The organism is Streptomyces zhihengii (assembly GCF_016919245.1).
GTDB lineage: Bacteria > Actinomycetota > Actinomycetes > Streptomycetales > Streptomycetaceae > Streptomyces > Streptomyces zhihengii.
The window spans coordinates 2287991-2312729 of the sequence record NZ_JAFEJA010000002.1; the positions used below are offsets into that span (position 1 = coordinate 2287991).

The 24739-nt window shown below is 72.9% G+C and carries 21 protein-coding genes; 12 read left to right on the top strand and 9 right to left on the bottom strand.

Annotation, left to right across the window (positions count from 1 at the left end):
* Nucleotides 1-13: 13 nt before the first annotated feature.
* The 5 genes from JE024_RS37490 to JE024_RS37510 form a co-directional block, all read right to left on the bottom strand.
* Nucleotides 14-2341 (bottom strand): heavy metal translocating P-type ATPase, encoded by a 2328-nt coding sequence (locus tag JE024_RS37490; RefSeq protein WP_205378280.1) that lies wholly within the window; start codon nucleotides 2339-2341, stop codon nucleotides 14-16.
* 180 nt (nucleotides 2342-2521) lie between these two features.
* Nucleotides 2522-4075: an FAD-dependent monooxygenase gene (locus tag JE024_RS37495; RefSeq protein ID WP_244883531.1), complete on the bottom strand. Its 1554-nt coding sequence runs from the start codon at nucleotides 4073-4075 to the stop codon at nucleotides 2522-2524.
* Nucleotides 4075-4647, bottom strand: a complete 573-nt coding sequence (locus tag JE024_RS37500) for a hypothetical protein (RefSeq protein WP_205378282.1) — start codon at nucleotides 4645-4647, stop codon at nucleotides 4075-4077. Before JE024_RS37500 ends, JE024_RS37495 begins: the two co-directional genes overlap by 1 nt.
* Nucleotides 4648-4870: 223 nt before the next feature.
* Complete coding sequence (locus JE024_RS37505; RefSeq protein ID WP_205378283.1) at nucleotides 4871-5740, bottom strand: universal stress protein; 870 nt, start codon at nucleotides 5738-5740, stop codon at nucleotides 4871-4873.
* Nucleotides 5737-6639, bottom strand: coding sequence for a universal stress protein (locus JE024_RS37510; protein ID WP_205378284.1), 903 nt, complete (start codon nucleotides 6637-6639; stop codon nucleotides 5737-5739). The genes JE024_RS37505 and JE024_RS37510 overlap by 4 nt, the downstream gene beginning before the upstream one ends.
* 190 nt (nucleotides 6640-6829) lie before the next feature.
* On the opposite strand from JE024_RS37510, the gene JE024_RS37515 reads away from it, so the two are divergent.
* Nucleotides 6830-7480, top strand: a complete 651-nt coding sequence (locus JE024_RS37515) for a DUF4389 domain-containing protein (protein ID WP_205378285.1) — start codon at nucleotides 6830-6832, stop codon at nucleotides 7478-7480.
* A gap of 149 nt (nucleotides 7481-7629) precedes the next feature.
* Nucleotides 7630-8607: an Acg family FMN-binding oxidoreductase gene (locus JE024_RS37520; RefSeq protein ID WP_205378286.1), complete on the top strand. Its 978-nt coding sequence runs from the start codon at nucleotides 7630-7632 to the stop codon at nucleotides 8605-8607.
* Nucleotides 8608-8733: 126 nt separating this feature from the next.
* On the opposite strand, the gene JE024_RS37525 is transcribed toward JE024_RS37520, so the two are convergent.
* The 3 genes from JE024_RS37525 to JE024_RS37535 form a co-directional block, all read right to left on the bottom strand.
* A complete protein-coding gene (locus JE024_RS37525) occupies nucleotides 8734-9606 on the bottom strand; it encodes a universal stress protein (RefSeq protein WP_205378287.1) in 873 nt (290 codons plus the stop codon).
* Nucleotides 9607-9752: 146 nt separating this feature from the next.
* Nucleotides 9753-10430, bottom strand: coding sequence for a CBS domain-containing protein (locus tag JE024_RS37530; protein WP_205378288.1), 678 nt, complete (start codon nucleotides 10428-10430; stop codon nucleotides 9753-9755).
* A 111-nt stretch (nucleotides 10431-10541) separates the two neighbouring features.
* Nucleotides 10542-12953: a glycoside hydrolase family 65 protein gene (locus JE024_RS37535; protein WP_205378289.1), complete on the bottom strand. Its 2412-nt coding sequence runs from the start codon at nucleotides 12951-12953 to the stop codon at nucleotides 10542-10544.
* Nucleotides 12954-13220: 267 nt separating this feature from the next.
* Between JE024_RS37535 and JE024_RS37540 the strand changes: the two genes are divergently transcribed.
* The 9 genes from JE024_RS37540 to JE024_RS37580 all read left to right on the top strand — a co-directional run bounded on the left by JE024_RS37540 (nucleotide 13221) and on the right by JE024_RS37580 (nucleotide 22642).
* Nucleotides 13221-13793 (top strand): Rv1733c family protein, encoded by a 573-nt coding sequence (locus JE024_RS37540; protein ID WP_205378290.1) that lies wholly within the window; start codon nucleotides 13221-13223, stop codon nucleotides 13791-13793.
* 122 nt (nucleotides 13794-13915) lie between these two features.
* Nucleotides 13916-14563: a CBS domain-containing protein gene (locus JE024_RS37545; RefSeq protein ID WP_205378291.1), complete on the top strand. Its 648-nt coding sequence runs from the start codon at nucleotides 13916-13918 to the stop codon at nucleotides 14561-14563.
* Nucleotides 14564-14585: 22 nt separating this feature from the next.
* Nucleotides 14586-15260 carry a CBS domain-containing protein gene (locus JE024_RS37550; protein WP_205378292.1) on the top strand — a complete coding sequence of 225 codons (675 nt, stop codon included), beginning with the start codon at nucleotides 14586-14588 and terminating at the stop codon, nucleotides 15258-15260.
* Nucleotides 15261-15393: 133 nt separating this feature from the next.
* A complete protein-coding gene (locus tag JE024_RS37555; RefSeq protein ID WP_205378293.1) occupies nucleotides 15394-16974 on the top strand; it encodes a bifunctional aminoglycoside phosphotransferase/ATP-binding protein in 1581 nt (526 codons plus the stop codon).
* A 174-nt stretch (nucleotides 16975-17148) separates the two neighbouring features.
* Nucleotides 17149-18939 carry an acetate--CoA ligase gene (acsA, locus tag JE024_RS37560; protein ID WP_205378294.1) on the top strand — a complete coding sequence of 597 codons (1791 nt, stop codon included), beginning with the start codon at nucleotides 17149-17151 and terminating at the stop codon, nucleotides 18937-18939.
* The gene (gene pdhA / locus JE024_RS37565; RefSeq protein ID WP_372449913.1) at nucleotides 18930-20021 is read left to right on the top strand and encodes a pyruvate dehydrogenase (acetyl-transferring) E1 component subunit alpha; all 1092 of its coding nucleotides are present in this window, start codon (nucleotides 18930-18932) and stop codon (nucleotides 20019-20021) included. Before acsA ends, pdhA begins: the two co-directional genes overlap by 10 nt.
* A gap of 1 nt (nucleotide 20022) precedes the next feature.
* Entirely contained in the window at nucleotides 20023-21018 is a 996-nt protein-coding gene (locus JE024_RS37570) for an alpha-ketoacid dehydrogenase subunit beta (protein ID WP_205378296.1), read from the top strand.
* A 2-nt stretch (nucleotides 21019-21020) separates the two neighbouring features.
* Nucleotides 21021-22400, top strand: coding sequence for a dihydrolipoamide acetyltransferase family protein (locus JE024_RS37575; protein WP_205378297.1), 1380 nt, complete (start codon nucleotides 21021-21023; stop codon nucleotides 22398-22400).
* Nucleotides 22397-22642: an acyl carrier protein gene (locus JE024_RS37580; RefSeq protein ID WP_205378298.1), complete on the top strand. Its 246-nt coding sequence runs from the start codon at nucleotides 22397-22399 to the stop codon at nucleotides 22640-22642. Before JE024_RS37575 ends, JE024_RS37580 begins: the two co-directional genes overlap by 4 nt.
* Nucleotides 22643-22744: 102 nt before the next feature.
* Here the strand turns inward: JE024_RS37580 and JE024_RS37585 are convergent, their stop codons facing one another.
* The gene (locus JE024_RS37585) at nucleotides 22745-23533 is read right to left on the bottom strand and encodes a YqjF family protein (protein ID WP_205378299.1); all 789 of its coding nucleotides are present in this window, start codon (nucleotides 23531-23533) and stop codon (nucleotides 22745-22747) included.
* A gap of 234 nt (nucleotides 23534-23767) precedes the next feature.
* On the opposite strand from JE024_RS37585, the gene JE024_RS37590 reads away from it, so the two are divergent.
* Nucleotides 23768-24697 (top strand): hypothetical protein, encoded by a 930-nt coding sequence (locus JE024_RS37590; RefSeq protein WP_205378300.1) that lies wholly within the window; start codon nucleotides 23768-23770, stop codon nucleotides 24695-24697.
* The last annotated feature ends 42 nt before the right edge of the window (nucleotides 24698-24739 follow it).

Consider the following 24739-nt stretch of genomic DNA (forward strand, 5'->3'; position numbering starts at 1 on the left):
GAGGAGCGGGCCCTCACGGGGCGAGGGAGAAGTAGTTCTCCTCCTCCTGCGTGAAGTGCAGCCGCAGCACGGTGTTCAGGCCGTAGAGGCAGGAACGCAGGTCGTCGAGCTGCTCGGCGGCCAGACCGCCGTCGGCGCGGGCCCATTCGAGATGGGTGGCGATGCGCCGCGAGAGGCGTTCGATCTCGGTGTGGGCACGGCTCATCGTGGCGGTGGCCTCGGGGCCGCCGAGAGTGGGGGCGAGCGCGGGATACAGCTCGTGTTCCTCGGCGTACTCGTGGGGCAGCAGCCGTTCCACGAGCAGTCGGTGAGCCTCCTCCACAGCGGCGAGCGCCGGGGCGCCGGGGGTTGCGGAGAGACGGTCGGCCGCGTCGCGCACGGCGTCGAGGACGTCCTGGAGGTCGTGGTGCTCGTCGGCGAAGCGGTGGATGAGGGCTTCGGCGGCCGGGGTGACCGCGGGGCCCGCGGCACGGTCGACGCGAAGGGCGCGGAGAGCGTTCAGGATGACGGCGGCGTCGATGCCCTCCTGCAGCAGCGCGCCGGCGGCGGGCGGGAGCAGGCCGAGCGCGGCCGCCGCCATGGCGGCCAGGGACATCAGCATGCCGCCGAGGGCACTCTGGACCGCGATGCGGCGGGCGCGCTGCGCGATCGTCACGGCGGCGGCGAGGCGGTCGACCCGGTCGGTGGTCAGAACGACGTCCGCCGCCTCGGAAGAGGCGGTGGAACCACGTGCCCCCATGGCGACACCGATGTCGGCGGCTGCCAGGGCGGGCGCGTCGTTGACTCCGTCGCCGACCATCACGGTGACGGTGCGCTCGCGTTCGGCGCGGACGGCGGCGACCTTGTCGGCCGGGCTGAGCTCGGCACACACGTCGTCCAGTCCGAGGACGGCGGCGACCTCCTTGGCGGGAGCGGCACGGTCGCCCGTGAGCATCAGCAGCCGCCGGAAGCCGGCCGCGCGTAGCTGACGCAGGGTGCGCGGGGCGTCGTGGCGCAGGGGGTCGCGCAGCAGGACGGCCCCGGCCGACTCACCGTCGACCGTGAGCCACGCGACCGCCGCACCGTCGAGGAGGGCGCGGTTGTCCACCGCCCTGGCCCAGTCGGGGTGTGCGCGGCCGGGGCCGAGGCGTCCGACGGACACGCGATGACCCTCCACGGTGCCGGTGGCGCCCCGGCCGGGTTCCTCGGTGACGTCCGCCGCAGCGCTCAGCTCCAGCCCGCGTTCCCTGGCGGTGTCGACAATGGCCTGGGCCAGGACGTGGGGCGAGTACTGGTCGAGTGAGGCCGCGAGACGCAGGACTTCTGCCGGCTTCAGGTCGGGGGCGGCGGTGACGTCGAGGACGCGCGGGCGGCCTCGTGTCAGCGTCCCCGTCTTGTCGAGCAGCAGGGTGCGGGCACGGCCGAGGTTCTCCAGGGCTCCACCGTCGCGGACCACCACGCCGAGACGGGAGGCGCGCGAGAGACCGGACACGATGGCGACCGGAGCGGCCAGCAGCAGCGGGCAGGGCGTGGCGACGACCAGGACGGCGACCGCCCGGACGGCGGAACCGCTGATCAGCCACGCCAGTCCCGCGACGGCCACGGAGAGCGGCAGGAACCAGGCGGCGTAGCGGTCGGCCAGTCGTACGACGGGCGCGGACTCGGCGCCGGCCTGCTGGGCCAGCAGCACGATCCGCGCGTAGGTGCTGTCCCGCTCGGTGGCGGTGGCACGCAGTTCGAAGGCGGCCCCGGCGTTCACCACGCCGCTGCGCACGACGTCGCCGCGGAGCCGCTCGACGTGTACGGGCTCACCCGTGAGCACCGACTCGTCGAGGACGGCGGGGGCGCCCTCCACACGGCCGTCGACGGGCACGACCTCACCGGGACGCACGACGAGCAGGTCGTCGACGGCGACCTGGCCCAGCGGCAGTGTCGTCACTCCCGCGCCGGTGCGCCGGTGCGCCGAGCGCGGCGCGTGTTCGAGCAGGGCCCGCAGGTCGTGGGAGGCGCGCCGCTGGGCCGCGCCCTCCAGAGTGCGGCCGGTGGCGAGCATCAGCCCGATCAGAGCACCGGCCAGGTACTCGCCCACGGCCAGGGTTCCGCCGAGCGCGAGTACGGCGATCAGGTCCACGCCCGCGCTTCCGCGCCGCAGTGCGGCCAGTACCCACCACACCGCGGGGACGACGGCTGCCACGGTGCCGAGTGCCCAGAGCAGGTCGGCGGTCTCCCGACTGCCGGCGAACCAGGCGATGCCGCCGCCGGTGAGTGCGGCGGCCGTCACGGCCAGGAGTGCGGCTTCGAGGCGCTGGGAGGCGCGTGGCGCTGCCGGCCGGTGTCGCGCTGTGACGGCGGGGCGGTTCATGGAACACCTCGGTGGATCCGGCACGGCGACCGCCGGATCGGTCTCCATCTCATCGCGGCTCCCGGCCTCGGGGAAGGGGACGTCCGGCCCCGATCCCGGGCCGGACGGGTGCCCGCAGGGACGGCACATGGCCTCGGCCTGCCGTCGAACGTGCCGCTCGTGCGGCGCCTCGGGGCCCGCTCAGTCGGCTGCCGCCACCGCGACGAGGGAAAGCCAGCCGCTCAGTGCCGCAGCATCGGCGCCACCGCAGCGGAAGCCGACGTGCCCGTCCGGCCGGACGGCCAGCAGCCCGCGGCCGGGGCTGTTCGTCAGGCGGAGGACGGTGACCCGAGGAGACACCACGTCCACAGGCATGTCCGCGTCGCGCTGCAGCAGCAGATGGACTCCGGGACGGGCCAGCAGTCCGTGCAGGCGCCGGGGAGGCCCGCCGGTGCTCACCGTCGCGTCCGGCAGGCGGTCTCCCGGGCGGGGAGCACCCCGAAGGCGCGGGGTGCCGTCGACGGACAGGGGGCTGCGCCGGTAGTTCACGCGCAGCTGGGAGATGAGACGGACGGCCTCGGCGACCAGCCGCCGCCGGTCGAGGACGGTGGGGAGGACGGGCGCGGCAAGGGGAGCGGCGACCGCCCGCGCCCAGGAAGGGATCCGGCCGGTCGACGCCTCCGCCCAGAACGCCGTGTGGGTGAGGAGCATCCTTCCCCGTGCGGCGGGCCTGCGCTCACCGTCGTAGGAGTCGAGGAGCACGCCGGTGCGGGGCTCCTGGCGGTCCACCGCGAAGGCGAGTTTCCAGCCGAGGTTCACCGCGTCCTGGATACCCGCGTTCATGCCCTGGCCCGTGGCCGGCGAGTAGGTGTGCGCTGCGTCGCCCGCGAGGAAGAGCCGGCCCTTGCGGAACCTCCTGGCGAGACGGCATTGCAACGGCACCCGGGCGGACCACACGAGATGTTCGATGTGCGCCCCCAGCCCCGCGTCGTCCACCAGGCGCTGGAGCTCGGCGCGCGGAACAGGCGGCCCGGGCTGCCCGAAGTCGCGCCCCGCCCTGTCGGCGGACGCGCGAGTGGCGAGCAGTCGCCACGGGGCCTGCTCGCCGAGCGGAAAGAGGAACAGCAAGCCGTCGCGGCCCGCGAAGACCTGCGCACCCTCGACGCCGTGGGAGCCGCCGAAGTCGATGTCGGCGAGAACCGCTTCCTCGGTGTAGGGCCGGCCGTGCCAGCCGGCACCGGCGCAGGCGCGCACCGTGCTGGCCGGACCGTCGCAGCCGACCACGAAGGGACTGCGAACTTCCTCGATACCGCCGTCCGCGGAGCGCAGTACGGCACGTGCCATACGCCCCTCGTCCCGGACGGAGACGAGTTCGACGCCCCGCTCCACCACCACGCCCCGGCCGGCGAGCGCCCGGGTCAGCACACTCTCGACATCCGTCTGCCGCACGAGCGAGAGGTGGGGGAACGCGGTGTCGGGCAGCTCCAGGTCCCCGAGTCCGGCCGTGACGATGTGGGACCCGAGATGGAGGTCGGCGGTCGGAGCCGTGTCGGCCAGGTCCAGCAGCGCTTCGGTGACGCCGAGCGGGCGCAGAACCTCCAGCGTGCGGGGGTGGAGGATCAGTGCCCGGGACGGCCGGAACGGCTCGGGCCGTTTCTCGACCACGCGGACCCCTGCTCCGTGGGAGTGGGCCTGGAGCGCCAGAGCCAGCCCGGTCGTACCGGCGCCGACGACGAGGACTTCCACGGCTGACATCACCTCCCGGACCGTGTGCGCCACCACTCCGTGCCGGTCGAGGTGCCGGGGGCGATCTCCCCGACCGCGCCGGGGTCGGCGAAGACGTCGTCGCGACGCACTCCCGGCACCACCACGTACCGGATCGAACCCGGCACGCAGACCAGCGACAGAACGCGCCACAGGGAGCGTGCGTAGACTTCCGCGCGCTGCGCTCCGTCCCACTCGTAGAGGCCGCGGTACCGGCCCTGTTCGTCGTGGGCCAGCCACAGTTTCGACGTGAATCCGGGGAAGCCGACGAACAGCGGTGTGTTCAGCAGGCTCTCCAGGCGGAACAGCGCGTGCGCGCGCCCCCGGACCAGACGCAGCCTGAAGATGACCGCCAGCGCGCACGGGTCCTTCGCCAGCCCGCTGCCGAGGCGTGTTTCCCGGTACACCCGGGCCGAAGTGCGGTCCGTGAAGCGCAGCCGGGTCCCGAGCCCGTCCCTGGGCAGGTGGATGCGGTGCCGGGCGAGCAGCGGCACCGTGGACGCGCAGCACGCCGCCACGGCTCGCCATGCCTCGCGCCGGGGAAGCGGTTCCTGGTCTCTCACCGTGGCCTCCGGTTCTCTGTCTCGTGCGGCATCCGTGTGCAGGGCGGCGGAGGACCGGTACCCGGCCGGTGCCCTGTCCGGCGCGATGCGGCGACGGAGGGCCCTCGCGTCACCGGAGTCGTCCGGTGTCCACGAGACCCTTGTGCGACGTGGTGTCGCGGGGCACGCTTTCTCCCGCGTCGTCGCTCGGTGCCGACCAGTGGATCGTGGGACCTTCGGCCGCTCACCCTCCCGCTGTCGGCACGGTGATCACCGGGCACTCGGCCCGGTGCAGCAGGCCGTGGACGACCGACCCGAGGCGCATGCCGGAGTAGCCTCCCCGGCCCCGGCGTCCGACGACGACCGCCAGGGCGTCGCGCGCGGCTTCGCTCAACTCCTCGACGGGGTGGCCGCGGCGGACCTCCTGCACGAGGTCGACGTCGGGGTAGGCGTCCGGCAGTCCGGCCAGCGTGGTCGCGAGCAGGGCCCGCCGCTTCTCCACGGCGGCGTCCTCGCCGTGCAGGGCGACGACCGGCGGCCGCCACACCCACAGCGCGTGCACCGTGGCCTTCCGCAGGCGGGCCTCGTCGAAGGCGAACGCGGCCGCCGCACGGGACGCCGGGCTGCCGTCGACGCCGAGGACCAGACGGCCGGGGTCCGCTGCCGTGTGCTCGGGTTCCCGTACGACGACCACGGGGCAGTCGGCCTGTGCGCTGACCGGGACGGCCACCGAGCTCGCGCTGAGCCACTCCTCCGGCCGGCTGAGCCGTCGGGAGCCCAGCACGACGAGCTGCCCCGATTCGGCCGCCTGTCGGCAGAGCATGGGGGCGGGCATGCCGTCGAGCAGTCCGGTGGTGACGGTCAGGTCCGGGTGCAGGGCGCGCACCGTTTCCGCTGCCCGTGCCAGTGCCGCCGTGCCTCGCGATGCGAGCGTCATGTGCTGCGGCTCGGAGTCGACGTGCTGGGTGTCGTGCAGGGGCGGTACGGACACCACGAGCCGCAGCGGAGCGTTTCTGCGCTCCGCCTCGTCGGCCGCCCAGGCGAGGACCGGCACGGAGATGTCGCGTGGGTCGATGCCGACGAGGATGTCGGTGCGGGTTCCGGTGACCTTCATCGCTCCTCCTCGCCGCGGGCGCTCTCACGGGGCACGATCAGGACCGGGCAGTCCGCGTGATGGAGCACCGCGTGCGCCACCCTGCCGAGCGTCGGACCGAACCCCAGGGGCCGCCGCCTGCCGCCGAGCACCAGCAGATCCGCCTGCCCGGTCGCCTCGACCAGGGTGCCCGCGGCCGACATGCCGCCGCCGATCTCCACCGCCACCGGAAGTCCGGTGAACTCCTCGCGCAGACCGCCGGCGAGCGCTTCGACATGCCGTTCCGCGCCCCGGGCCATCTCGTTCATGTCGTCGAGCATGGTGACGGCGATGCCGACGCGGGACAGCGGGTTCCAGACGCTGAGCAGCTTCAACGAGGCATCGCGCAGTTCCGCCTCCCGGGCCGCGAAGCGCAGCCAGTCGGCGTCGCCCGCGTCCCGCACCGCGGCCACGACGACCGCCTCCACGCGGCCGGCGGACTCTCCCCTGACGATCACGACGGGCCGCCGCGCGTGCGCCAGGACGTCCAGACCGACCGAACCGAGCATCAGGGTGCCGAACCCGCCGAGTCCGCGGTTGCCGACCACGATGGTGTCGTGCGGACCGGCGGTCTCGTACAGGGCGGGCACGCAGTCCCGGCGGCTCAGTTCCCGTTCGACGGCGAGATCGGGATACCTGGCCCGCACCACCTCGACCGTGTCCCTGAGCAGATCATGGCCCGCCCGGTAGATCTCGTCGATGGTCCGTGGCGAAGCCGCCCGGGTGATGCGTTCGAGATCGACCGCGTACACGATCCGCAGTTCCGTGCGCCGCCGGTCCGCCTCGCCGGCGGCCCACAGGGCGGCGGCCCTGGCCTGCGCGGAGCCGTCGACACCGACGACGACCGCTCCGAGCACCGGGCCTGCGGGAACGTTGCGCATCAGGATCCCTCCTCCGGCACTGCACCGGCCTTCAGGCTGTCACGCACCACGCTCGGCGAAGAGGGCCGCTCAGGCACGCCTGGGGACCGAAGGTCCCGGTGCTCCGGACGCGGGGTGCCGTTCGGCCCTTCACCCCGCCCCCGTCGTCGACCGACGCTGGGCGCGTGCCGAGCCGAAGGAGCTGATCACGATGACCATGCCGGCACCGCCCCAGCAGCCCGTCACGGTCCGTGCCGTCCTGGACGAGCCGCTCTCGCGATGGCTGTGGCTGGTGAAGTGGATCCTGGTGATTCCGCACTGGATCGTCCTGGCCTTCCTGTGGGCCGGCTTCCTGGTGACCTCCGTGGTGGCCTTCTTCGCGATCCTCTTCACCGAGCGCTACCCACGCCCTCTGTTCGACTTCAATCTCGGCGTCCTGCGCTGGACCTGGCGGGTGTCCTACTACTCGTACGGCGCCCTTGCCACCGACCGGTACCCGCCGTTCTCCCTCGGCGAGGTGCCGGACTACAGCGCGACCCTGTACGTCGCCTACCCGGAGCGGCTTTCCCGCGGACTCGTCCTGATCAAGTGGTGGCTGCTCGCCCTCCCGCACTACATCCTGATCGGCTTCTTCCTGGGCGGGGTCCACGCCGGGGTGTGGTCGGCCGGTCTCCTCACCGTATCCGCGGTGTTCGCGGCGGTGGCGCTCGCCTTCACCGGCACCTACCCGCGTGACATCCATGCCCTGGTCGCCGGGCTGAACCGTTGGGTTCTGCGCGTGGCGGCCTACGCGGCGCTGATGACCGACACCTATCCGCCGTTCCGGCTCGACCTGGGCGGAAGCGAGCCGTCGGCAGACTGACCGGCTCCACCACGTGTCTAGACGGGGTCCTTCGGTCCCGGGCCGGACCTGGTCGGCCCCTGCCGGGACGGCACCTCGCGGGAGCACCCTGGAGAGGTGACCTGGCAGGGGCGAAGGACCCCGGCCCGCGCCCCGGGGAGGTGGGACAGATGGTTGCCGGTTCGCCCACCACGGCCGTCGTCACTTCGTGGGTGCGGGACGCCGCGGCGGCTCCCTCCATGCACAATGCCCAGCCCTGGCTGTTCCGTTACGAGAGCGAGGGCGGACTGCTCACGCTGCGGATGGATCCCACCCGGACCATGCCGATCACCGACCCCTCGACCCGCGGACTGCATCTCGGCTGCGGTGCGGCCCTGTTCAATCTGCGTGTCGCCGCGGCGCACGCGGGGTGGGAGGCGCGCGTCCGGGCCCGGCCGGAGAAGGTCGCCCCGGAAGTTCTGGCGCTGGTGACCTTCGAGCCGGTCGCGGAACGGGACGCCGTCGCCGGCCTCCATCGCGCCATCGCGCTCCGACGCACGAGCAGGACCCCCTTCAGCGGTGAGACGGTTCCCGAGCCGGTGCTGGAAGGACTGCGCGGCGCGGCCACGGCCGAGGGCGCTCGACTGGACTTCGCGGACGACTGGCGTGTGCAGGAACTCCTGGACGCCGTGTGGGACGCGGAGCAGTCCGAACGCTTCGCGCCGGGCGTGCGCGAGGAGATCGCGCGCTGGACGGCCGGGCGCGAGGGCACGGAGTTCGAGGGCATCCCCTCCTCGTCTCTCGGGCCGCGCCGCTACGACGGCCGGGCCCCGGTGCGGACCTTCCCCGGCCACGACGCCCGCCGGGACCGCGAGGGCGCGGTGTTCGAGTGGGCCCCGTGCCTGGCCGTGCTCGGCAGTCGCCGGGACCGTCCCCATGACTGGCTCGCGGCGGGGCAGGCCATGGAGCGTGTGCTCCTGCAGGCGACCTTGGACGGCCTGTCGACCTCGCTCAACTCGCAGGCACTCGAATGGCCCGAGCTGCGCTGGCTGATGCGCGATCCGCGGTCCGCGACGGCGTACCCCCAGATGCTGCTCCGGTTCGGATACGGTCCCGCCGTGCCCGCCACCCCGCGCAGGCCGGTGGAGGAGATTCTCACCGTCGAGTGACCGCGAAGCACGGCCCGTCGAGTGACCGCGAAGCACGGCGGATCCGCCTCGTTCGGCATCGACGGGCCGGTGGCACCGGCGCGGACGACCGTCTGGCGTGACGACGGTCGGCCGCGCGGACGACCGTCAGTCGTGGGGCACGATCGCGACGGGGGCGGCGGTGTGGTGGACCACGGCGTGGACGACCGGGCCGATGTGCACGCCCCAGGTGGTGGCGCGGCGCCGGAGGCCGACGACGACGAGTGCCGCGTTCCCGGACGCCTCGACGAGATCGTCCGCCGCCAGGCCGTGACGGCACCTGGTCTCGACCGCCACGCCGGGATACTTCTCGGTCCAGGGCGCCAGCGCCTCCTGTACACCGCCGCGGGCCTCGGCGCCGATCTCGTCCATCAGGACGTTGATGACACCGGTGGTGTCCGGCCCGTACAGCGGTGGCAACTGCCAGGAGTGCACCACACGCAGGCCGCTGCCGTGGCGGTCGGCGTGGGCGAAGGCATGGGCCAGCACGTCTCCGTCGGCCGGGAGGTCGAGTCCCACCACGACCTCGTCACCTGGGGACACCGCCTCCGCGGCTTCCTGCGACGGCTGGGCCCTGACGAGGACGACGGGACGCCGGATGTGCGCGAGGACCGCGAGGGAGACCGAGCCCGTGACGAAACCGGTGAGGCTGCCCAGGCCTCGTGACCCCAGGACCAGCAGGTCCGCGTCCTCACCTGCCGCGCACAGTTGCTCGACCGGTTCGCCCGACAGGAGAACGGTCTCCACTCGCAGTCCCGCCCGCCCGGACCGTACGTACTGTGCGGCGTCGTCGAGCAGACCGAGCGCCCGTCGGCGCCGTGCCTCGGGCTCGATGTGGCGGGTGAGCGGCCCGGCCCGGTCGCTTCCGACGTGGATCAGTCGCAGAGGAAGGTCGCGGATCACGGCCTCGTCGGCGGCCCACGCGGCCGCCGCCAGACTCTCACGTGACCCGTCGATGCCGGCGGTGACGGTGTGCGTCATGGCGGTCTCCTCCGTCGATGTGACAGGTGCTTCCACCCGTCACGCTGTCACGCGGCGCATGTCGGTGGGGAGGGGCCCAAGGGCCCTCATGAGGACCGTTCGGCCCTGACCGGAAGCGGGCGCCGGACGGCGCCGGCGGACACAGGTCACCGATCACCACGGCCGGTGGCGGTCGTGGGGGCGATGAGGTCGCAGCGCACGTCGACGACGCCTTCCACCGCCCGTGCGAGTCGTTCGACGACCGGGATGAGCGCGGGGTCGGCGACCGGCCCGGTGAGGGTGACGCGCCCCTTGTCGACGGTGACCCCGATGCCGGGGCGGGAGACGGGCAGGAAGCGGTCGACCACCTCGCGCCGCACCTCGGCCGCCAGGTCCTCGTCGGTGCGCAGGAAGATCTTGAGCAGGTCCGAGCGGCTGACGATGCCCTTCAGGACACCGTGCGCGTCCACCACCGGCAGACGTTTGACCGCGTGCTGCGCCATCAGGCGCGCGGCCTGGGGGAGCGAGGCGTCGGACGGCACGGTGACCGCGGGCGTCGTCATCAGGTCCCGCGCCGTGACGCCGCCCGCCTTGGCCCAGTCGGTCAGGTGCTCCCGCTGCCCGACGAGGGTCGCCTCGCTGTCGCGCAGCTCCTCCTTGTGCAGCAGATCCGCCTCGGAGACCACCCCGACGACCCGCCCCTGCTCGTCCAGGACGGGCACGGCGGTGACCCGCCACTGCTCCATGGCCCCCGTGATCTCCTTGAAGAGCGCGTCCGGTCCGACGGCGACGACGGTCGACGTCATCACGTCGCCGACCACGTGGTGGGGTGCACGCTGGCTCATGGCGATCCCTCCGGGCCGGCATCCGGACCTTCCGGTGCGACTTCCACCCTCACACGCCGGCGACGGCGGCCACAGGGCCGTTCGGACCGGTTCGGCAGGCCGCGCGACCCCTCATCGCCCGGTGGAATCGGGGCTGTCGGGCAGATGGAACCAGCGCTCTCGTCCCGGCTCCACGGTCACCCGGCGGTCACCCGGGAGGATCAGGTCGAGCGGGCCGTGCTGCGAGGCGGGCACCTCCACCCCGACGCGTCCGCGCACCACGTGCAGCCTGATCCCGCGGTGTCCCCGATAGCGGACCGGGAACGACAGCCGCTGAAGCTGCCGCAGCGGCACGGGGTCCAGGCGCAGCGCGGTGTCGGTGCACTCCAGGCCGGTCAGACCGCGCTGGACGAGGTCCAGCGTGCCTGCCATGGCACCCAGATGGATGCCCTCGGCGGTCGTGCCGCCCTGGATGTCGGCGACATCGCTGAGCAGTGCCTGCGAGCAGTACTCCCAGGCGTCCGCCCCCCGCAGGCGGGTGAGCAGCCAGCCGTGGACCAGGTTGCTCAGGGTGGAACCGTGGCTCGTGCGCCGACGGTAGTAGTCGACCGTCCGACGCCAGACGTCGTCGTCGACGGGGCACCCGAGGCGGTCGAACACCGCGTGCAACTCCCGCGGTGTGAAGAAGTATCCGAGGACGAGGGCGTCGGCCTGTTTGGAGGCCTTGTACCGGTTGACCGAGTCCGACTCGGCCTCCAGGATGCGGTCCAGCCGTCCGATGTCCCCATAGCGTGCGCGGTAGTCCGCCCAGTCGAGTTCGCGCAGCTGCTCGTATCCGGCGAACTGGCTGATCACACCGTCGTGGAAGGGCACATGAAGGCGACGGGTCAGATCCTGCCAGCGGTCCGTCTCGCCGGCGAGCGCCATGCCACCGAGCAGTTCGTCCCGCCTCGCGGGCGGGAGCGCGCCGACCAGGTCGAGCGCTCTGCCCAGCACCCAGGCCGCCGCGACGTTGGTGTAGGCGTTGTCGTCCAGCCCCGGGCGTTGTGATCCGGGGTACGCGTCGTGGTACTCGTCGGGACCCATGACGCCGCGAATGTGGTATCGCGCGTCGCTCGGGTCGTACTCGGCGAGGCTCGACCAGAACTGTGCGACGCGGAGCATCAGTTCGGCTCCGGGACCGTGGAGGAAGTCGTCGTCGCCCGTCGCCTGCCAGTAGCGCCAGACGTCGAGTGCGACGGCGGAGCCGACGTGCCGCTGGAGCCTGGACCGGTCCTCCAGCCACCGGCCGGAGCGCGGGTTGAGGTGAAGCCGCTGCGTCTCCTCCCGTCCGTCGCTGCCGCTCTGCCAGGGGAACATCGCCCCCCGGTGGCCCGCCCGGCGTGCGGCTTCGCAGGCCCGGGGCAGCCGTCTGTGGCGGTAGAGGACGAGTGAGCGTGCGAGGCCCGGGAAGTGCAGGTCCAGATACGGCAGGACGTAGGCCTCGTCCCAGAAGACATGTCCCCGGTAGGCCTCACCGGTCAGGCCCCTCGCGGGTACTCCGACATCGAGTCCGGTGGTGTGCGGGGAGACGCTCTGCAGGAGGTGGAAGAGGTGCAGATGCAGGATGCGGCCGGCCTCCCCGGGAACGGCGACCTCGCCCTCCCTCCACAGGTCGTCCCAGGCGGCACGGTGGGTGACGAGCAGCGCGTCGAAACCGGGTGTCGCGGCCAGCTCGGCGAGAGCCGCCGACAGCGGATCGGCAGGTGGCCGGTCCCGTGAGGTGTGCAGGCTGAGGATCTTGGTAACCGTCACCCGCCCGCCCCTCGCGACGGCGACCCTGCTCGACGTCGACACTCCCGTCGCCGTCGCGCTGTGCCGCACGTCGGCCCCCGCGACGACCGTACGCACGGCCATCCCGACCGCGATGCGGGACCGGGAGGTGCGGCAGGAGAGCCACTGCACGTCCTCGGGCGTGACGCCGGTCCGCAGATCGACGAGATGGCCGTTCGCGAGAGCGCGGTAGCGTTCGACGCCCGCGTTGACGACCGACCCGTCGAGTTCCGCGTCGATCTCGATGTCCCCGCTCCAGCCCAGTGCGCGCAAGGTGGTGCGCTGACCGGCCAGGTGCGGCGTTCCCATGTGGACGAAGCGGGTGTGCGTGACGGCCAGTCTGCGGCCCAGCCCGTCCTGGAACAGCCACCGCATGGTGAGCACGCCCGCGCGCAGGTCGAGCCGGACGCCGCTGTGCCGCAGACTGCGGTGGTCGGGCGAGAGCCAGTCACCGGGAGGGGAGCCGTCAGGACGGCGCCGGTACCGCAGGACCGACCAGTTCGGCAGGTTGACGAGGTCCTCGTTCTCCAGCGTCCTTCCGTCGACGGTGGAGCGCAGCCTGTTGTAGCAGCCGGCCGCGTAGAGACCCGGGTAGTGGACGGGAAGGGACGTGCACTCCGGAACGGATCCTCTGACAGCGAAGTATCCGTTGCCCAGCGTGCACAGGGTCTCGCGCAGCCGTTGGTGTTTGGGGTCGTATCCCCGATAGCTCCACTGCCAGACCGACTTCATGAACAGCCCCGTTCGCTTCCGGCCGGACGCCGTCTGCTCGCCGCCCGGCGCGCCGGGCGGCCCTCGCGCGGGCTCCACGCTGCCACCGGGACTCCCGTCCGGGCAGGGCCGGGCGGGTCCCGGTCCCGACCGAAGGTCCCGTCGGCGCGGTCACCCCCGCCGGGCCGGCCCCGGTCGGCCTGCCCGCCCGGGACCTTCGTCCCCTGCTGCCGGAGGATGCGGCCGAGTCACCATGGAGGCGTCCGCCTGGTGACACTGGAGGCCCCCATGGCCACCGATGGTCCGCGTCACGTCCCCGCCGGTCCGCTGGTGCGGCCTCTCGACATCACACGGAAGCGGGTCGACCGGGCGCTTCTGGTGGTGCTGTTGGTCGGACTTCCCTTCGTCACGGTGATCGTCGGAGTCTGGGCACACAGCGGCTTCGACCACAACCGTCAGGAACAGGTACGCGATCGACGCCCTGTCGCGGCACGACTTCTCGAGGACCCTCACGCGGTGGCGGACAGCAGCGGGGCGAACCGCGACGCCCGCGCGACGGTGCGCTGGCGGGACGCCGGAGCAGCTCGTACCGGTACGGCCGAGGTCTCCATGGACAAGCGGGCCGGTGACCGGGCCACGGTCTACGTGGACGAGGCCGGCGGCAATATCGTGAAGCCGCCTATGGACGCGTACGACGTGGCCGCCTCGACGGTAGCTGCCGCCGTTCTCGCGCCCAGCGGCTTCGTCGTGGTCTGGGGCTTGACCCGTGCCGCCATCCACTGGGCTCTGGACCGGCGGTGCTGTGCCGCGTGGGAGCGCGAGTGGGCCGCCGTGGAGCCCGTGTGGACACGGCACCGATGACCCTGACGCCCGGCACGTCGGGGCCGGTCGGCCCTGTCGGCGGGGCGCCGGCGCCCGGAGACTCGAAAGCGGGACCGGCCCTCCGCGCGACGGGCGGCCGGCACGGAACAAGGAGATGCCCCATGGTTCCCCCTACGTACACGGTGAGCGATGTGATGACACGGCGCGTCGTCGCGGTGCCGCCGGACGCGTCGTTCAAAGAGATCGTCACGGCCATGGAACGCTGGAAGGTCACCGCACTGCCGGTGCTGCAGAACGAGGACACGGTGATCGGCGTGGTGTCCGAGGCGGACCTGCTGCACAAGGAGGAGTACCGCGACAGGCCCCCCGGGCTGGTCGACACCATGCGCCACCCCCGGGCGGCCGAGCAGGCCGTCGCCCTGACCGCTCGCGACCTCATGAGCAGGCCGGCCGTCACGATCAGCGGCCGGGCGACGCTGGCGGAAGCCGCGCGACTCATGGCACACCGCCGTCTGAAGCGACTTCCCGTGCTCGACGCCTCCGGGCGCATCGAGGGGATCGTGAGCCGCGCGGACCTGCTGAAGGTCTTCCTGCGCCCCGACGAGACCCTCGCCGCGGAGATCAGGAGTGAGGTGGTCTCCCCACTCTTCGGGCACGAGGGAAACGATGTGCGCGTGGCCGTCGACAAGGGCGTGGTGACCCTCGCGGGTGCCGTGAGCGACAAGCGTCTGATCGCCGTGGCCGAGCGCCTGGCCCACTCGGTGGAAGGCGTGACGGGCGTCCACTGCACGCTGACCGCGGCTTCCTGACCGATCGGAACGGAGACGAGACATGCACCACCGGACCGTCGCGGAGCTCATGAGCAAACAGGTCGTTCGAGCCGGACGCGACATGACGTTCAAGGACATCGTCAGGCTGCTCGCCGACAACGACGTCACCGCCGTCCCCGTGGTCGACGAGCTCGACCGCCCCATGGGCGTGGTGTCCGAGGCGGATCTGCTCCGCAAGAGTTCGGCACTGCCCGATCCGGCCGGCCGGGTGCGGCCTCCGCACCTGGAGCCGTCGGAGACGGCCAAGGCCGAAGGCGCACGGGCCGAGGAACTCATGTCGGCTCCCGCGGTGTGCGCGCGCCCGGAGTGGACCGCCGCCGAGGCCGCACGCCTCATGGCCGTGCAGAACGTCAAGCGGCTTCCGGTCGTGGACGAGACGGACAGGCTGCAGGGCATCGTCAGCCGGGGCGATCTCCTGCGCGTCTATCTGAGGCGCGACGACGCCATCCGCGAGGAGATCACGGGCGACGTGCTCGAAAAGATGCTCGGTCTCACCCCGTCGGACATCACCGTCGAAGTGCGCGAGGGACAGGTCGTCCTCAGCGGGTCGGTCGCCGCCGCGGGGCTGGTACCGGTGATCGAGCGACTGTGCAAGAGCGTGGACGGCGTGGTCTCCGTGGCTCAGCGGATCACCGGCCCGGAGGGCGGGCCCTGGCGGCCGCCCTCCGTCGGGTGAAGCAGCGTGCCGACGACTCGTGTGCACCGAGACCCACCGCGCCGGAGAGGGGCCACGAGCGGGACGCGCGGTCGCGCCGGGCCGTCGGACCGGAGCGAGAACCCGAGACCGACGAGCCGGAAGGGGCTCCGCCATGACCGACATCAGCGCCCGCCGAACGGCCACGACACCGGCCGGCCGGCCGGACCGGGCAAGGGCGCCGGCGCCCGGCCCCGAGGCGGACAAGTTCCCCCGCGCGGAGGCACGGGAGACCCATACCGCGGTGGTCTTCTTCTTCCGTGACAGGGCCTACAAGGTCAAGAAGCCCGTCGACCTCGGATTCCTCGACTACTCCACCGTGGAGGCACGCAGGGAGGCGTGCGAGCGGGAGGTGGCGCTCAACCGCCGCTTCGCGCCGGACGTCTACCTGGGAATCGGGGAGTTCCGGGCCCCGGGAGCCGCGGTGCCCGAGCCCTGTGTCGTGATGCGCCGGATGCCGCAGGAGCGCCGCCTGGCGCGCCTGGTGCGCGACGGCGCCGCCGTCGACGATGCGCTGCGGGCCGTGGCACGGCTGCTCGCCGGCCGTCACGCGGAGGCCCTTCGGGGCGAAGACGTCGAGGAGCAGGGCACCCTCGCCGCGCTCTCGTCCCGATGGGAGGCGAGCTTCGCGCAGGTACGCTCCCTGACCGCCGGGGCGCCTCCTCCCGGCTGCGAGGAGATCGAGCGTCTGGTCCGCCGCTACCTCGCGGGCCGCGAGCCGCTGTTCCTTGCCCGCATCGGGCAGGGACGGGTGGTCGAGGGCCATGGCGACCTGCTCGCCGAGGACGTGTTCTGTCTCGACGACGGCCCTCGTGTGCTGGACTGCCTCGAATTCGACGACCGGCTGAGATACGTCGACGGCCTCGACGACGCCGCCTTCCTGGCCATGGATCTCGAACAGCTCGGATCTCCCGAGGCCGCCGCGCACTTCCTCTCCGCCTACTGCGAGTACTCGGGAGATCCGGCACCCCTCTCGCTCTGGCACCACTACGTCGCCTACCGGGCGTTCGTCCGGGCCAAGGTCTCCCTCATCCAGAACGCGCAGGGCGCCACCGGTGCCGACGCGGCGGCGGGCCGGCTGATCACCACCACGCTGCGCCACCTCCACGCGGCAGCCGTGCGCCTGGTGCTGGTCGGCGGTCTTCCGGGCAGTGGCAAGTCCACGCTCTCCGGGGCACTCGCCGACCGTCTCGGTGTCACCCTGCTCAGCAGTGACCGACTGCGCAAGGAACTCGCGGGCATCCCGGCCGAGCAGTCCGCCGCCGCCGGCTTCGGCGAGGGCATCTACTCCGCCGACTGGACGGAGCGGACGTACTCCGCGCTCCTGGACCGCGCGTCGTCCCTGCTCGCGGCCGGTGAGTCCGTGGTGCTGGACGCCTCGTGGACCGACGCCCGGCAGCGCGAAGCCGCCCGGCAGGTGGCCGAACGGGCTCACGCGGACATGGTGGCCCTGCACTGCCGGGTACCGGGCGGGATGTCGGCTGCCCGCCTCGCCGACCGGGCCCCGGGGATCTCGGACGCCGATCCCGGCACAGCCGCGGCGATGGCCGAGGCCGAGCCGCCCTGGCCGGCCGCCGTACCCATCGACACCAGCGGTGCGTTGGAGGCCGCGGTCGTCCGGGCCCTCTCGGCCGTCGGCCCCCGAGCCGAGGGACGGCCCACCGTGTTCCGCCGCCCCTACATGGAACCGGACTGAACACCGGCTGCGGCCCCGTGGCGGGTCCTGGGCACTGAGGGTCCGCGGTAGGGCCCGTTCGGCCCTCCCGTCCGCACAGGAACAGCGGTGCCATGGGAGAACAGGTCCCCGTGCCGGACGAGCGCAGGCGTCGGTCCGGCGGACACATCGTGCTGAGCGTCGGGAGGCAGACTGATGCGCTGGGATCCGCTGCCCAAGACCGCGGCGTCACGTGTGACGCCGAATCTGGCCGACTACGCCGAAGCCCGGTCGGAGTTCACCTGGGACCGGGCCCGCGCCGCCCTCGCCGGGCTTCCCGGCGGTGGGCTCAACATGGCCTACGAGGCCGTCGACCGCCATGTGCGCGACGGAGCGGGGGACAAGGCCGCCCTGCTGTGCGTGGCGCCCGACGACTCCGTGTCGACCGTGACCTACGCCGACCTCGCCGACCGGTCGTCCCGCTTCGCGAACGTGCTGTCCTCTCTGGGCATCGGCCGCGGGGACCGGGTCTTCACCCTGCTCGGTCGCGGCCCCGATCTCCACGCGGTGGTCCTGGGAACGCTGAAGAACACCAGCGTCCTGTGTCCCCTCTTCACGGCCTTCGGCCCTGATCCGGTGGCACAGCGACTGCGACTCGGCGACGCCCGCGTGCTGGTGACGACCGCGGCCCTGTACCGCCGCAAGGTGGCCGCGCAGCGCGAACGGCTCACCCACCTCGATCACCTCCTCATCGCCGGCCCCGGCTGCGAGGACCTGCCCGGCACGCGGTCCCTCGACATGCTGATGGCCGCCGCCCCCGGGCACTTCGCCATCCCGCCGACCTCGCCCGGCGACATGGCCCTGCTGCACTACACCAGCGGAACCACGGGGAGCCCGAAGGGCGCGGTCCACGTCCACGAGGCGGTCGTCGCGCACTACGCCACGGCCGCCTACGCGCTCGACCTGCACCCGGACGACGTGTACTGGTGCACCGCGGACCCGGGCTGGGTCACCGGCATGTCGTACGGCATCGTCGCCCCGCTCGTCCACGGTGTGACAGCCGTCGTCGACCAGGGCGAGTACGACGCGCGGCGCTGGTACCGGATCCTCGGCGGGCAGCGGGTCACCGTCTGGTACACGGCTCCCACGGCGCTGCGGATGCTCATGCGCAGCACACCCCGCGAAGGCCCCTACGACCTGCCGCGCGCATACGACCTGTCCGCTCTGCGGCTGATCGCCTCCGTGGGGGAACCCCTCAACCCGGAAGCGGTCGTCTGGGGCCGGGACGTGCTCGGTCTCCCGGTCCATGACAACTGGTGGCAGACCGAGACGGGCGCCATCATGATCGCGAACTTCGCGGCCTGCGAGATCAGGCCGGGCTCGATGGGGCGGCCGCTGCCCGGGGTCGAGGCGGCGGTGCTCGTCCGGGGCGAGGACGGACGCGCGCGGGTCACCGACGGCCGGGTCACCGAGGTCGAACGCCCGGACACCGAGGGCGAGCTGGCGCTGCGGCCCGGATGGCCGTCCATGTTCCGCGGCTACCTCCACGAGGAGGAGCGCTACGAGGCCGCGTTCGCCGGCGGCTGGTATCTGACCGGTGACGTGGTCCGGCGGGACGCGGAGGGCTGGTACTGGTTCGTCGGGCGCGCCGACGACGTCATCAAGTCGGCGGGACACCTGATCGGACCGTTCGAGGTGGAGAGCGTGCTGATGGAGCACGCCGCCGTCGCCGAGGCGGGGGTGATCGGGCGGCCGGACCCCGTCGTCGGCGACATCGTCAAGGCCTTCGTCTCCCTGCGGCCCGGCGTCGACCCGACACCCGCTCTGGAGCGGGAGCTCCTGGCGTTCGCCCGCGGCAGGCTGGGCCCCGCGGTCGCGCCGCGGGAGATCGCGTTCGACCAGGATCTCCCGAAGACCCGCAGCGGCAAGGTGATGCGCCGCGTGCTGCGCGCGAGGGAACTCGGCCTGCCCACAGGCGATCTGTCCATGCTGGAGGGATCCTCATGACCCGCGAGACCCGGAGCCGGACGACGGCCGAGCCGAGGAAGCCGTCGAAGAAGACGGCGAAGAAGCCGGCCCGGAAGAAGACGCCCACCGCCGGACCCCGCCCGCACGCCGGGCCGGACGCGGACCGCGTCCGCCTGCTGGAGTCTATGCTCCGCATCCGGCGCTTCGAGGAGCGGTGCGTCGAGCTCTACAGTGCCGCCACGATCCGGGGCTTCGTGCACCTGTACATCGGTGAGGAGGCGGTCGCCGTCGGCGTCAACGACGCACTGGGCCCGGACGACTCGGTCGTCGCCACCTACCGCGAACACGGCCACGCGCTCGCCCGCGGCGTTCCCGCCGAGGCGATCATGGCCGAGATGTACGGCAGGACGACCGGCTGCAGCGGTGGCCGCGGCGGCTCCATGCATCTGTTCGACGCGAGCCGGCGCTTCTACGGCGGCAACGCGATCGTCGCCGGAGGACTGCCGCTCGCCGCGGGCGTCGCCCTCGCCGACCACATGCGCGGACTCGACCGTGTGACCTGCTGCTTCTTCGGCGACGGCGCCTTCGCCGAGGGCGAGTTCCACGAGACGGCGAACCTCGCCGCCCTGTGGCGGCTCCCGCTCCTGCTGGTCTGCGAGAACAACCTCTACGCCATGGGCACGGCGATCGGCCGGCACGAGGCCCAGACCGACCTCGCCGCACGCGCCGGCTCCTACGGCATGGTCGCCTGGGCCGTGGACGGGATGGACGCCGAAGCCGTCGCCGCGTCCGCGCGCCGGGCCGTCACCGCCATCCGGGGCGGGGCGGGCCCGCACTTCATCGAGGCCCGCACCTATCGGTTCCGCGCGCACTCCATGTACGACCCCGACCGCTACCGCGACCGCGCGGAGATCGAACGGTGGAAGGCACAGGACCCCATCGGCCTGCTGCAAGCACGCCTGCGACAGGAGACCGCGCTGGACGACGGCGATCTCGCGGCCATGGAACAGCGCGTCCTCGACGAGCTGGAGAGCGCCGTCGCCGCGGCTGAGGCAGCGCCCGAGGAGCCCGTCGCGGACCTCCTCCGCCATGTCACCAGCCGTCCGCCGGAGGTGAACTGACATGACCACCGCCCCGCCCGAAGACGCCGTGACCACCTACCGCGAAGCGATGCGGGACGCCCTGCGCGAGGCACTGAGCGGGGACGAACGCGTGTTCCTCATCGGCGAGGACGTCGGACGCTACGGCGGATGCTTCGGCGTCAGCCTCGGCCTGCTGGAGGAGTTCGGCCCCGAACGCGTCCGTGACGCACCCCTCTCGGAGTCCGCGTTCGTCGGCGCGGGCATCGGAGCGGCGCTGGCCGGGATGCGGCCGATCGTCGAGATCATGACCGTCAACTTCAGCCTGCTGGCGCTCGACCAGATCCTCAACAACGCCGCCACACTGCTGCACATGTCGAACGGCCAGCTGCCCGTCCCCGTGGTCATCCGGATGACCACGGGCGCTGGCCGGCAGCTCGCCGCACAGCACTCCCACAGCCTGGAGGGCTGGTACGCGCACATCCCGGGCATCCGGGTGCTCACTCCGGCCACGGTCGAGGACGCGCGCTACATGCTGCCCGCCGCGCTCGCCGATCCGGATCCCGTGCTGATCTTCGAGCACGGCAGCCTGTACAACGCCAAGGGCGCGCTCCCGCGGTCCGGCACCACGGCCGGACTGGACAGGGCCGCCGTCCGCAGGTCCGGCACGGACGTCTCCCTGATCACTTACGGTGGCTCTCTGCCCAAAGCCCTGAGCGCGGCCGACGCACTGGCACAGGAGGGCATCGAGGCGGACGTGGTCGATCTGCGCACCCTTCGCCCCCTCGACACGGAGACCGTCGCCGCCAGTGCCGCCCGCACCCACCGGGTCGTGGTCGTCGACGAGGCATGGCGCACGGGAGGCATCGGCGCCGAGGTGTCCGCACGCGTCGCCGAGGACTCGTTCTACGACCTGGACAGCCCGGTGGAGCGCGTCGGCTGCGCGGAGGTGCCCATCCCCTATGCGCGCCAGCTGGAGGAAGCCGCACTTCCGCAGCCCGCCGACATCGTCGCGGCCGTGCACCGGGCGGTGAACTGACCATGGCCGAATTCACGATGCCGTCCCTCGGCGCGGACATGGAGGAGGGCCTGCTGCAGGAGTGGCTGGTCCATCCCGGCGACCACGTCGGCAGGGGCGATGCCGTCGCCGTGGTCGAGACCGCCAAGTCGGCCATCGAAGTGGAGTGCTTCGAGACGGGCACCGTGGGCGCCCTCCTCGTGGAGCCCGGTACGACGGTGTCCGTCGGTACGGTCCTTGCCACGATCGAGACCGAACCCGAGGCGGCGGAGGCCCGTGCGAATCCACGCCGTACACGGCGAGCCGCGCCCCCTGCCGACGAGGGGCGAACCGAGCGCGAGCACAGTGCCGCGAAGGCTCCGGACCTGCCGCCGGCCGAGGCGCCCGAACCCCCCGTCGCCCCCGATCGCCTGGAAGCGGGGCCTCTCCTCCGCCGTGACGCCGAGCGCGCCGGAGTCGACCTCGCGTCGGTGCACGGCTCGGGCCCCGGCGGGCGGGTGACCCGGCACGACGTCGAGCGGGCCGGTGAGGACTCCGCCGCGGCCCGTCCGCCGGCACGCCGGCAGGTGACACCCCTGGCCCGCCGTCTCGCCGGCGAGCTGGACGTCGACCTCGCCGAGATCGGAGGGACGGGCAAGAACGGTGCGATACGCGCCGGTGACGTGCGCAGAGCCGCCGCGGGACCGCGCACCGAGACCGCGCCCCGGCCCACCGCGCCCACGCCGACGCGCGAGGAGCGGCCGACCCCGATGCGCCGGGCGATCGCTGACCTCATGACCCGGGCCAACCGCGAGATCCCGCACTACCACCTCGCCACGACCATCGACCTGCACCCCGCCATGGAATGGCTGCACGAGCACAACCGCAACAGCCCCGTGGACCGACGCCTCCTTCCGGCAGCACTGCTGATCAAGGCGACGGCACGGGCGGCCGCCGAAGTGCCCGACCTCAACGGCTTCTGGATCGACGACCACTTCGAGGCGGGCTCCGGCGTCCACGTCGGCGTCGCCGTCTCCCTCCGGGGCGGCGGCCTCGTCGCACCCGCACTGCACGACGCGGACACGCTGGAGGTCACCGCCCTCATGGCGGCCCTGAAGGACGTGGTCGTCCGCGCCCGCGGCGGGCGCCTTCGCGGCTCGGAGGTTTCCGGCGCGACGATCACGGTCACCAATCTCGGGGACCAGGGCGCCGAAGCCGTTTTCGGTGTCATCCACCCTCCGCAGGTCGCACTGGTCGGCTTCGGCCGGGTCGTCGACCGCCCGTGGGCGGTGGACGGGCTGCTCGGAGTCCGGCCCGTGGTGACAGCCACCCTCTCCGCTGACCACCGGGCGACCGACGGGTCCGTCGGAGCCCGGTTCCTCAGCGTCGTCGACCGTCAACTCCAGAGCCCGGAGCACCTGTGAACCACGCGGACGCACTCGCCCTCGTCAGAGAATCGCTCGCCGCCGTCGTCCCCGGCCCCGAGCCGGACGGCCTCGGACCCGACGAGCCCTTCCGAGAGGCACTCGACATGGACTCGCTGGACTTCCTGCGGTTCGTCGAGACCCTCGCCGAACGGGCCGGAGTGTCCATTCCGGACGAGGACACCTCCCGTCTCACCACTCTCACGGACAGCGCCGCGTTTCTCGCCGAGCGCGCGAGCTGACGGTGGCGCGTTCCTCGCCGAGCGCGCGAGCTGACCGCGGCGTTCTCCGGCCGGGGCCGTGATCCGCGCGGCCCGGCGGCGAAGGCCGCCGGACACGGGTCGTCACGCGTGGTGGCCCGCCGGCAGCACTTCCGGGGTGCCGAACCGCACGGACGCGCCCAGTGAGAACAGGACGCTGACCGGGTTCCCCAGCGGCGGGCCGAGTCCTGCCGCTTCGACCAGGGACGTCTCCCAGCCCAACAGGCTGCACCGCCGGAACTCCCAAGCGGTGTGGGTGTTGGGCAAGTAGTAGGAGCGCCCCAGGAATCCGGCGTGGAGACCCCAGCGCCAGGTGAGGAAGGCGTCCAGGGGTCCAGGCGGCACGGCCTCCCGCCCGACGTCCAGCCACACCCGCCCGCCGGGCCGGGCCGGGTGTCCTCGGCGGCGGGTGCGGTACAGCAGCCGGCTGTCGTACCAGCGGCGCGAGGTGCGCGCCCAGCGGTACGGAAGCCCGAAGCCCGCTCGGGCCGCGAGGACGGGAAGCAGCCGGTCGCAGTCGAGGGAACGGAAGACCACTCCCCGGCGGCCGAGGGCGTCGCGGCTGTACAGGCGCACGTTGACCTCGTCGAAACTCCCCAGATAGGGTAGCGGCGGTGTGCGGCCCAGGGCGAGGTCCTCCATACGGAAGAACACCAGGCCCACGTAGGCCCTGCCGTGGTGCAGGTCGGGAACCGTACCGGCCGGCAGCAGCCGGGCGACCTCGAACGGGTCGGCCTCCCAGTGCAGGAACACGACGTCCGTCCAGCGCTGGGTGAACAGGACGCGGCGCAGTCGGTGAGGCGCCTGCGCCGTGAGCGGCTCGGCGCCGGTACGACGGGATACCCCTTGCCGGGCCTCGTGGCGTGCTGCCATGGCGTCGAACCTCCGACGGAGACGGGGCAGGGGTCTCTTCAAGAGCCACTACACCGGCCCGCGTCCGGGCGGATGCACACCGGCCGTGTGGCGTGCGGTCCGACGGCACGGCGCGTGCGACCGTCCGACGGCAAGGATCCCCCCGTACAGGGGACCTGCGCATCCGGTGGCCGACCGCCCTGTGAAGTGGGCGTGGGCGGTCGAAACCGCCGGGGCCTTCGGCGGGAGAGTCGCATGAACGGTACGGCAATGGACACGACGCTTCCGGCCCCCGGGCACCCCGACGGCACCGGGGCGCCGGCGGCGCGTGGGCCGGCGGACGGCGAAGCGGCCCCCAGCTGGCACGCGCTCGGCCTCCCGACCATGTCGTCGATGCTCCTCCAGTCCTTCGCCCGGCAGGGCAGCCACAGCTACGCGGCACGCTGCCAGTGGCCGCGACTGCATCCGCTCAACGACCGCATGCCCGTGGTGCGGCACCATCCTCTGCTCATGCTGGAATCCACCCGTCAGATCGCCCTGGCCCTCGCCCGGTGGTACCCGGCGCCCGCCGGCCACCCGCCGTGCGAACCCGTCTCGGCCGGCCTCGGACTGCGCCCCGAGAGCTGGCCCGGGGAGCGCGGCTGCGCCACGGACCTGCAGGTCCGGATCGGTGTGAGCGACCTCCTGGCGAGCGGGACCGGCGCCGCCGCGTTCCGCGTGACGGCCGAATACCTGCACGGCGGGGTACCCATCGGCTCCTGCACCGTGAAGCTGGCCGGCCGGGTACCCGAGGTGCCCCCGGCAGGCGATGTGCCGCTCCCCGGGCTGCTCCATCCGCCGGCGGCTGCCGTGGGTGCCGGGTGCGAGGGAGACGTCCTGCTGGCGAGGGGCGCGCAGGGGAGGCTGGTGATCGCCCCGCGCGATCCGGGTCACCCGGTGCTGCTGCCGGGTGCGCCGTCGTCGCTGACCGCGACGGCGGTGCTGGAGGCGGGACGGCAGGCGGTGCTGCTGACCAGCGGGCGGACCTCCGCCGCCGTGGCCGGTCTGCGCCTCGACCTGACGCATCGGGTCCCGGTCCGCGGAGCTCGTGTCGACGTGGCCTGGGAGCACGGCGGCAGTCGTTTCCTCGTCACGTCCGGGGGAGTCGTCGCGGCGACGGGTTCGGTCGTGTTCGTGCGCTCCTGACGGGATCCGGCGACGCAGGTCGCGGGGCCCCATGGCCCCGTT

Excerpts from the sequence above, each read along its gene's own strand:
- JE024_RS37505 (WP_205378283.1), bottom strand. The coding sequence starts at position 5,740 with ATGAAGGTCACCGGAACCCGCACCGACATCCTCGTCGGCATCGACCCA.
- JE024_RS37555 (WP_205378293.1), top strand. The coding sequence starts at position 15,394 with ATGACCGACATCAGCGCCCGCCGAACGGCCACGACACCGGCCGGCCGG.
- JE024_RS37515 (WP_205378285.1), top strand. The coding sequence starts at position 6,830 with ATGACCATGCCGGCACCGCCCCAGCAGCCCGTCACGGTCCGTGCCGTC.
- JE024_RS37570 (WP_205378296.1), top strand. The coding sequence starts at position 20,023 with ATGACCACCGCCCCGCCCGAAGACGCCGTGACCACCTACCGCGAAGCG.
- JE024_RS37495 (WP_244883531.1), bottom strand. The coding sequence starts at position 4,075 with ATGTCAGCCGTGGAAGTCCTCGTCGTCGGCGCCGGTACGACCGGGCTG.
- JE024_RS37520 (WP_205378286.1), top strand. The coding sequence starts at position 7,630 with ATGGTTGCCGGTTCGCCCACCACGGCCGTCGTCACTTCGTGGGTGCGG.
- JE024_RS37590 (WP_205378300.1), top strand. The coding sequence starts at position 23,768 with ATGAACGGTACGGCAATGGACACGACGCTTCCGGCCCCCGGGCACCCC.
- JE024_RS37530 (WP_205378288.1), bottom strand. The coding sequence starts at position 10,430 with ATGAGCCAGCGTGCACCCCACCACGTGGTCGGCGACGTGATGACGTCG.
- JE024_RS37550 (WP_205378292.1), top strand. The coding sequence starts at position 14,586 with ATGCACCACCGGACCGTCGCGGAGCTCATGAGCAAACAGGTCGTTCGA.
- JE024_RS37510 (WP_205378284.1), bottom strand. The coding sequence starts at position 6,639 with ATGCGCAACGTTCCCGCAGGCCCGGTGCTCGGAGCGGTCGTCGTCGGT.
- acsA (WP_205378294.1), top strand. The coding sequence starts at position 17,149 with ATGCGCTGGGATCCGCTGCCCAAGACCGCGGCGTCACGTGTGACGCCG.
- JE024_RS37540 (WP_205378290.1), top strand. The coding sequence starts at position 13,221 with ATGGCCACCGATGGTCCGCGTCACGTCCCCGCCGGTCCGCTGGTGCGG.
- JE024_RS37585 (WP_205378299.1), bottom strand. The coding sequence starts at position 23,533 with ATGGCAGCACGCCACGAGGCCCGGCAAGGGGTATCCCGTCGTACCGGC.
- JE024_RS37545 (WP_205378291.1), top strand. The coding sequence starts at position 13,916 with ATGGTTCCCCCTACGTACACGGTGAGCGATGTGATGACACGGCGCGTC.
- JE024_RS37535 (WP_205378289.1), bottom strand. The coding sequence starts at position 12,953 with ATGAAGTCGGTCTGGCAGTGGAGCTATCGGGGATACGACCCCAAACAC.
- JE024_RS37575 (WP_205378297.1), top strand. The coding sequence starts at position 21,021 with ATGGCCGAATTCACGATGCCGTCCCTCGGCGCGGACATGGAGGAGGGC.
- JE024_RS37490 (WP_205378280.1), bottom strand. The coding sequence starts at position 2,341 with ATGAACCGCCCCGCCGTCACAGCGCGACACCGGCCGGCAGCGCCACGC.
- JE024_RS37525 (WP_205378287.1), bottom strand. The coding sequence starts at position 9,606 with ATGACGCACACCGTCACCGCCGGCATCGACGGGTCACGTGAGAGTCTG.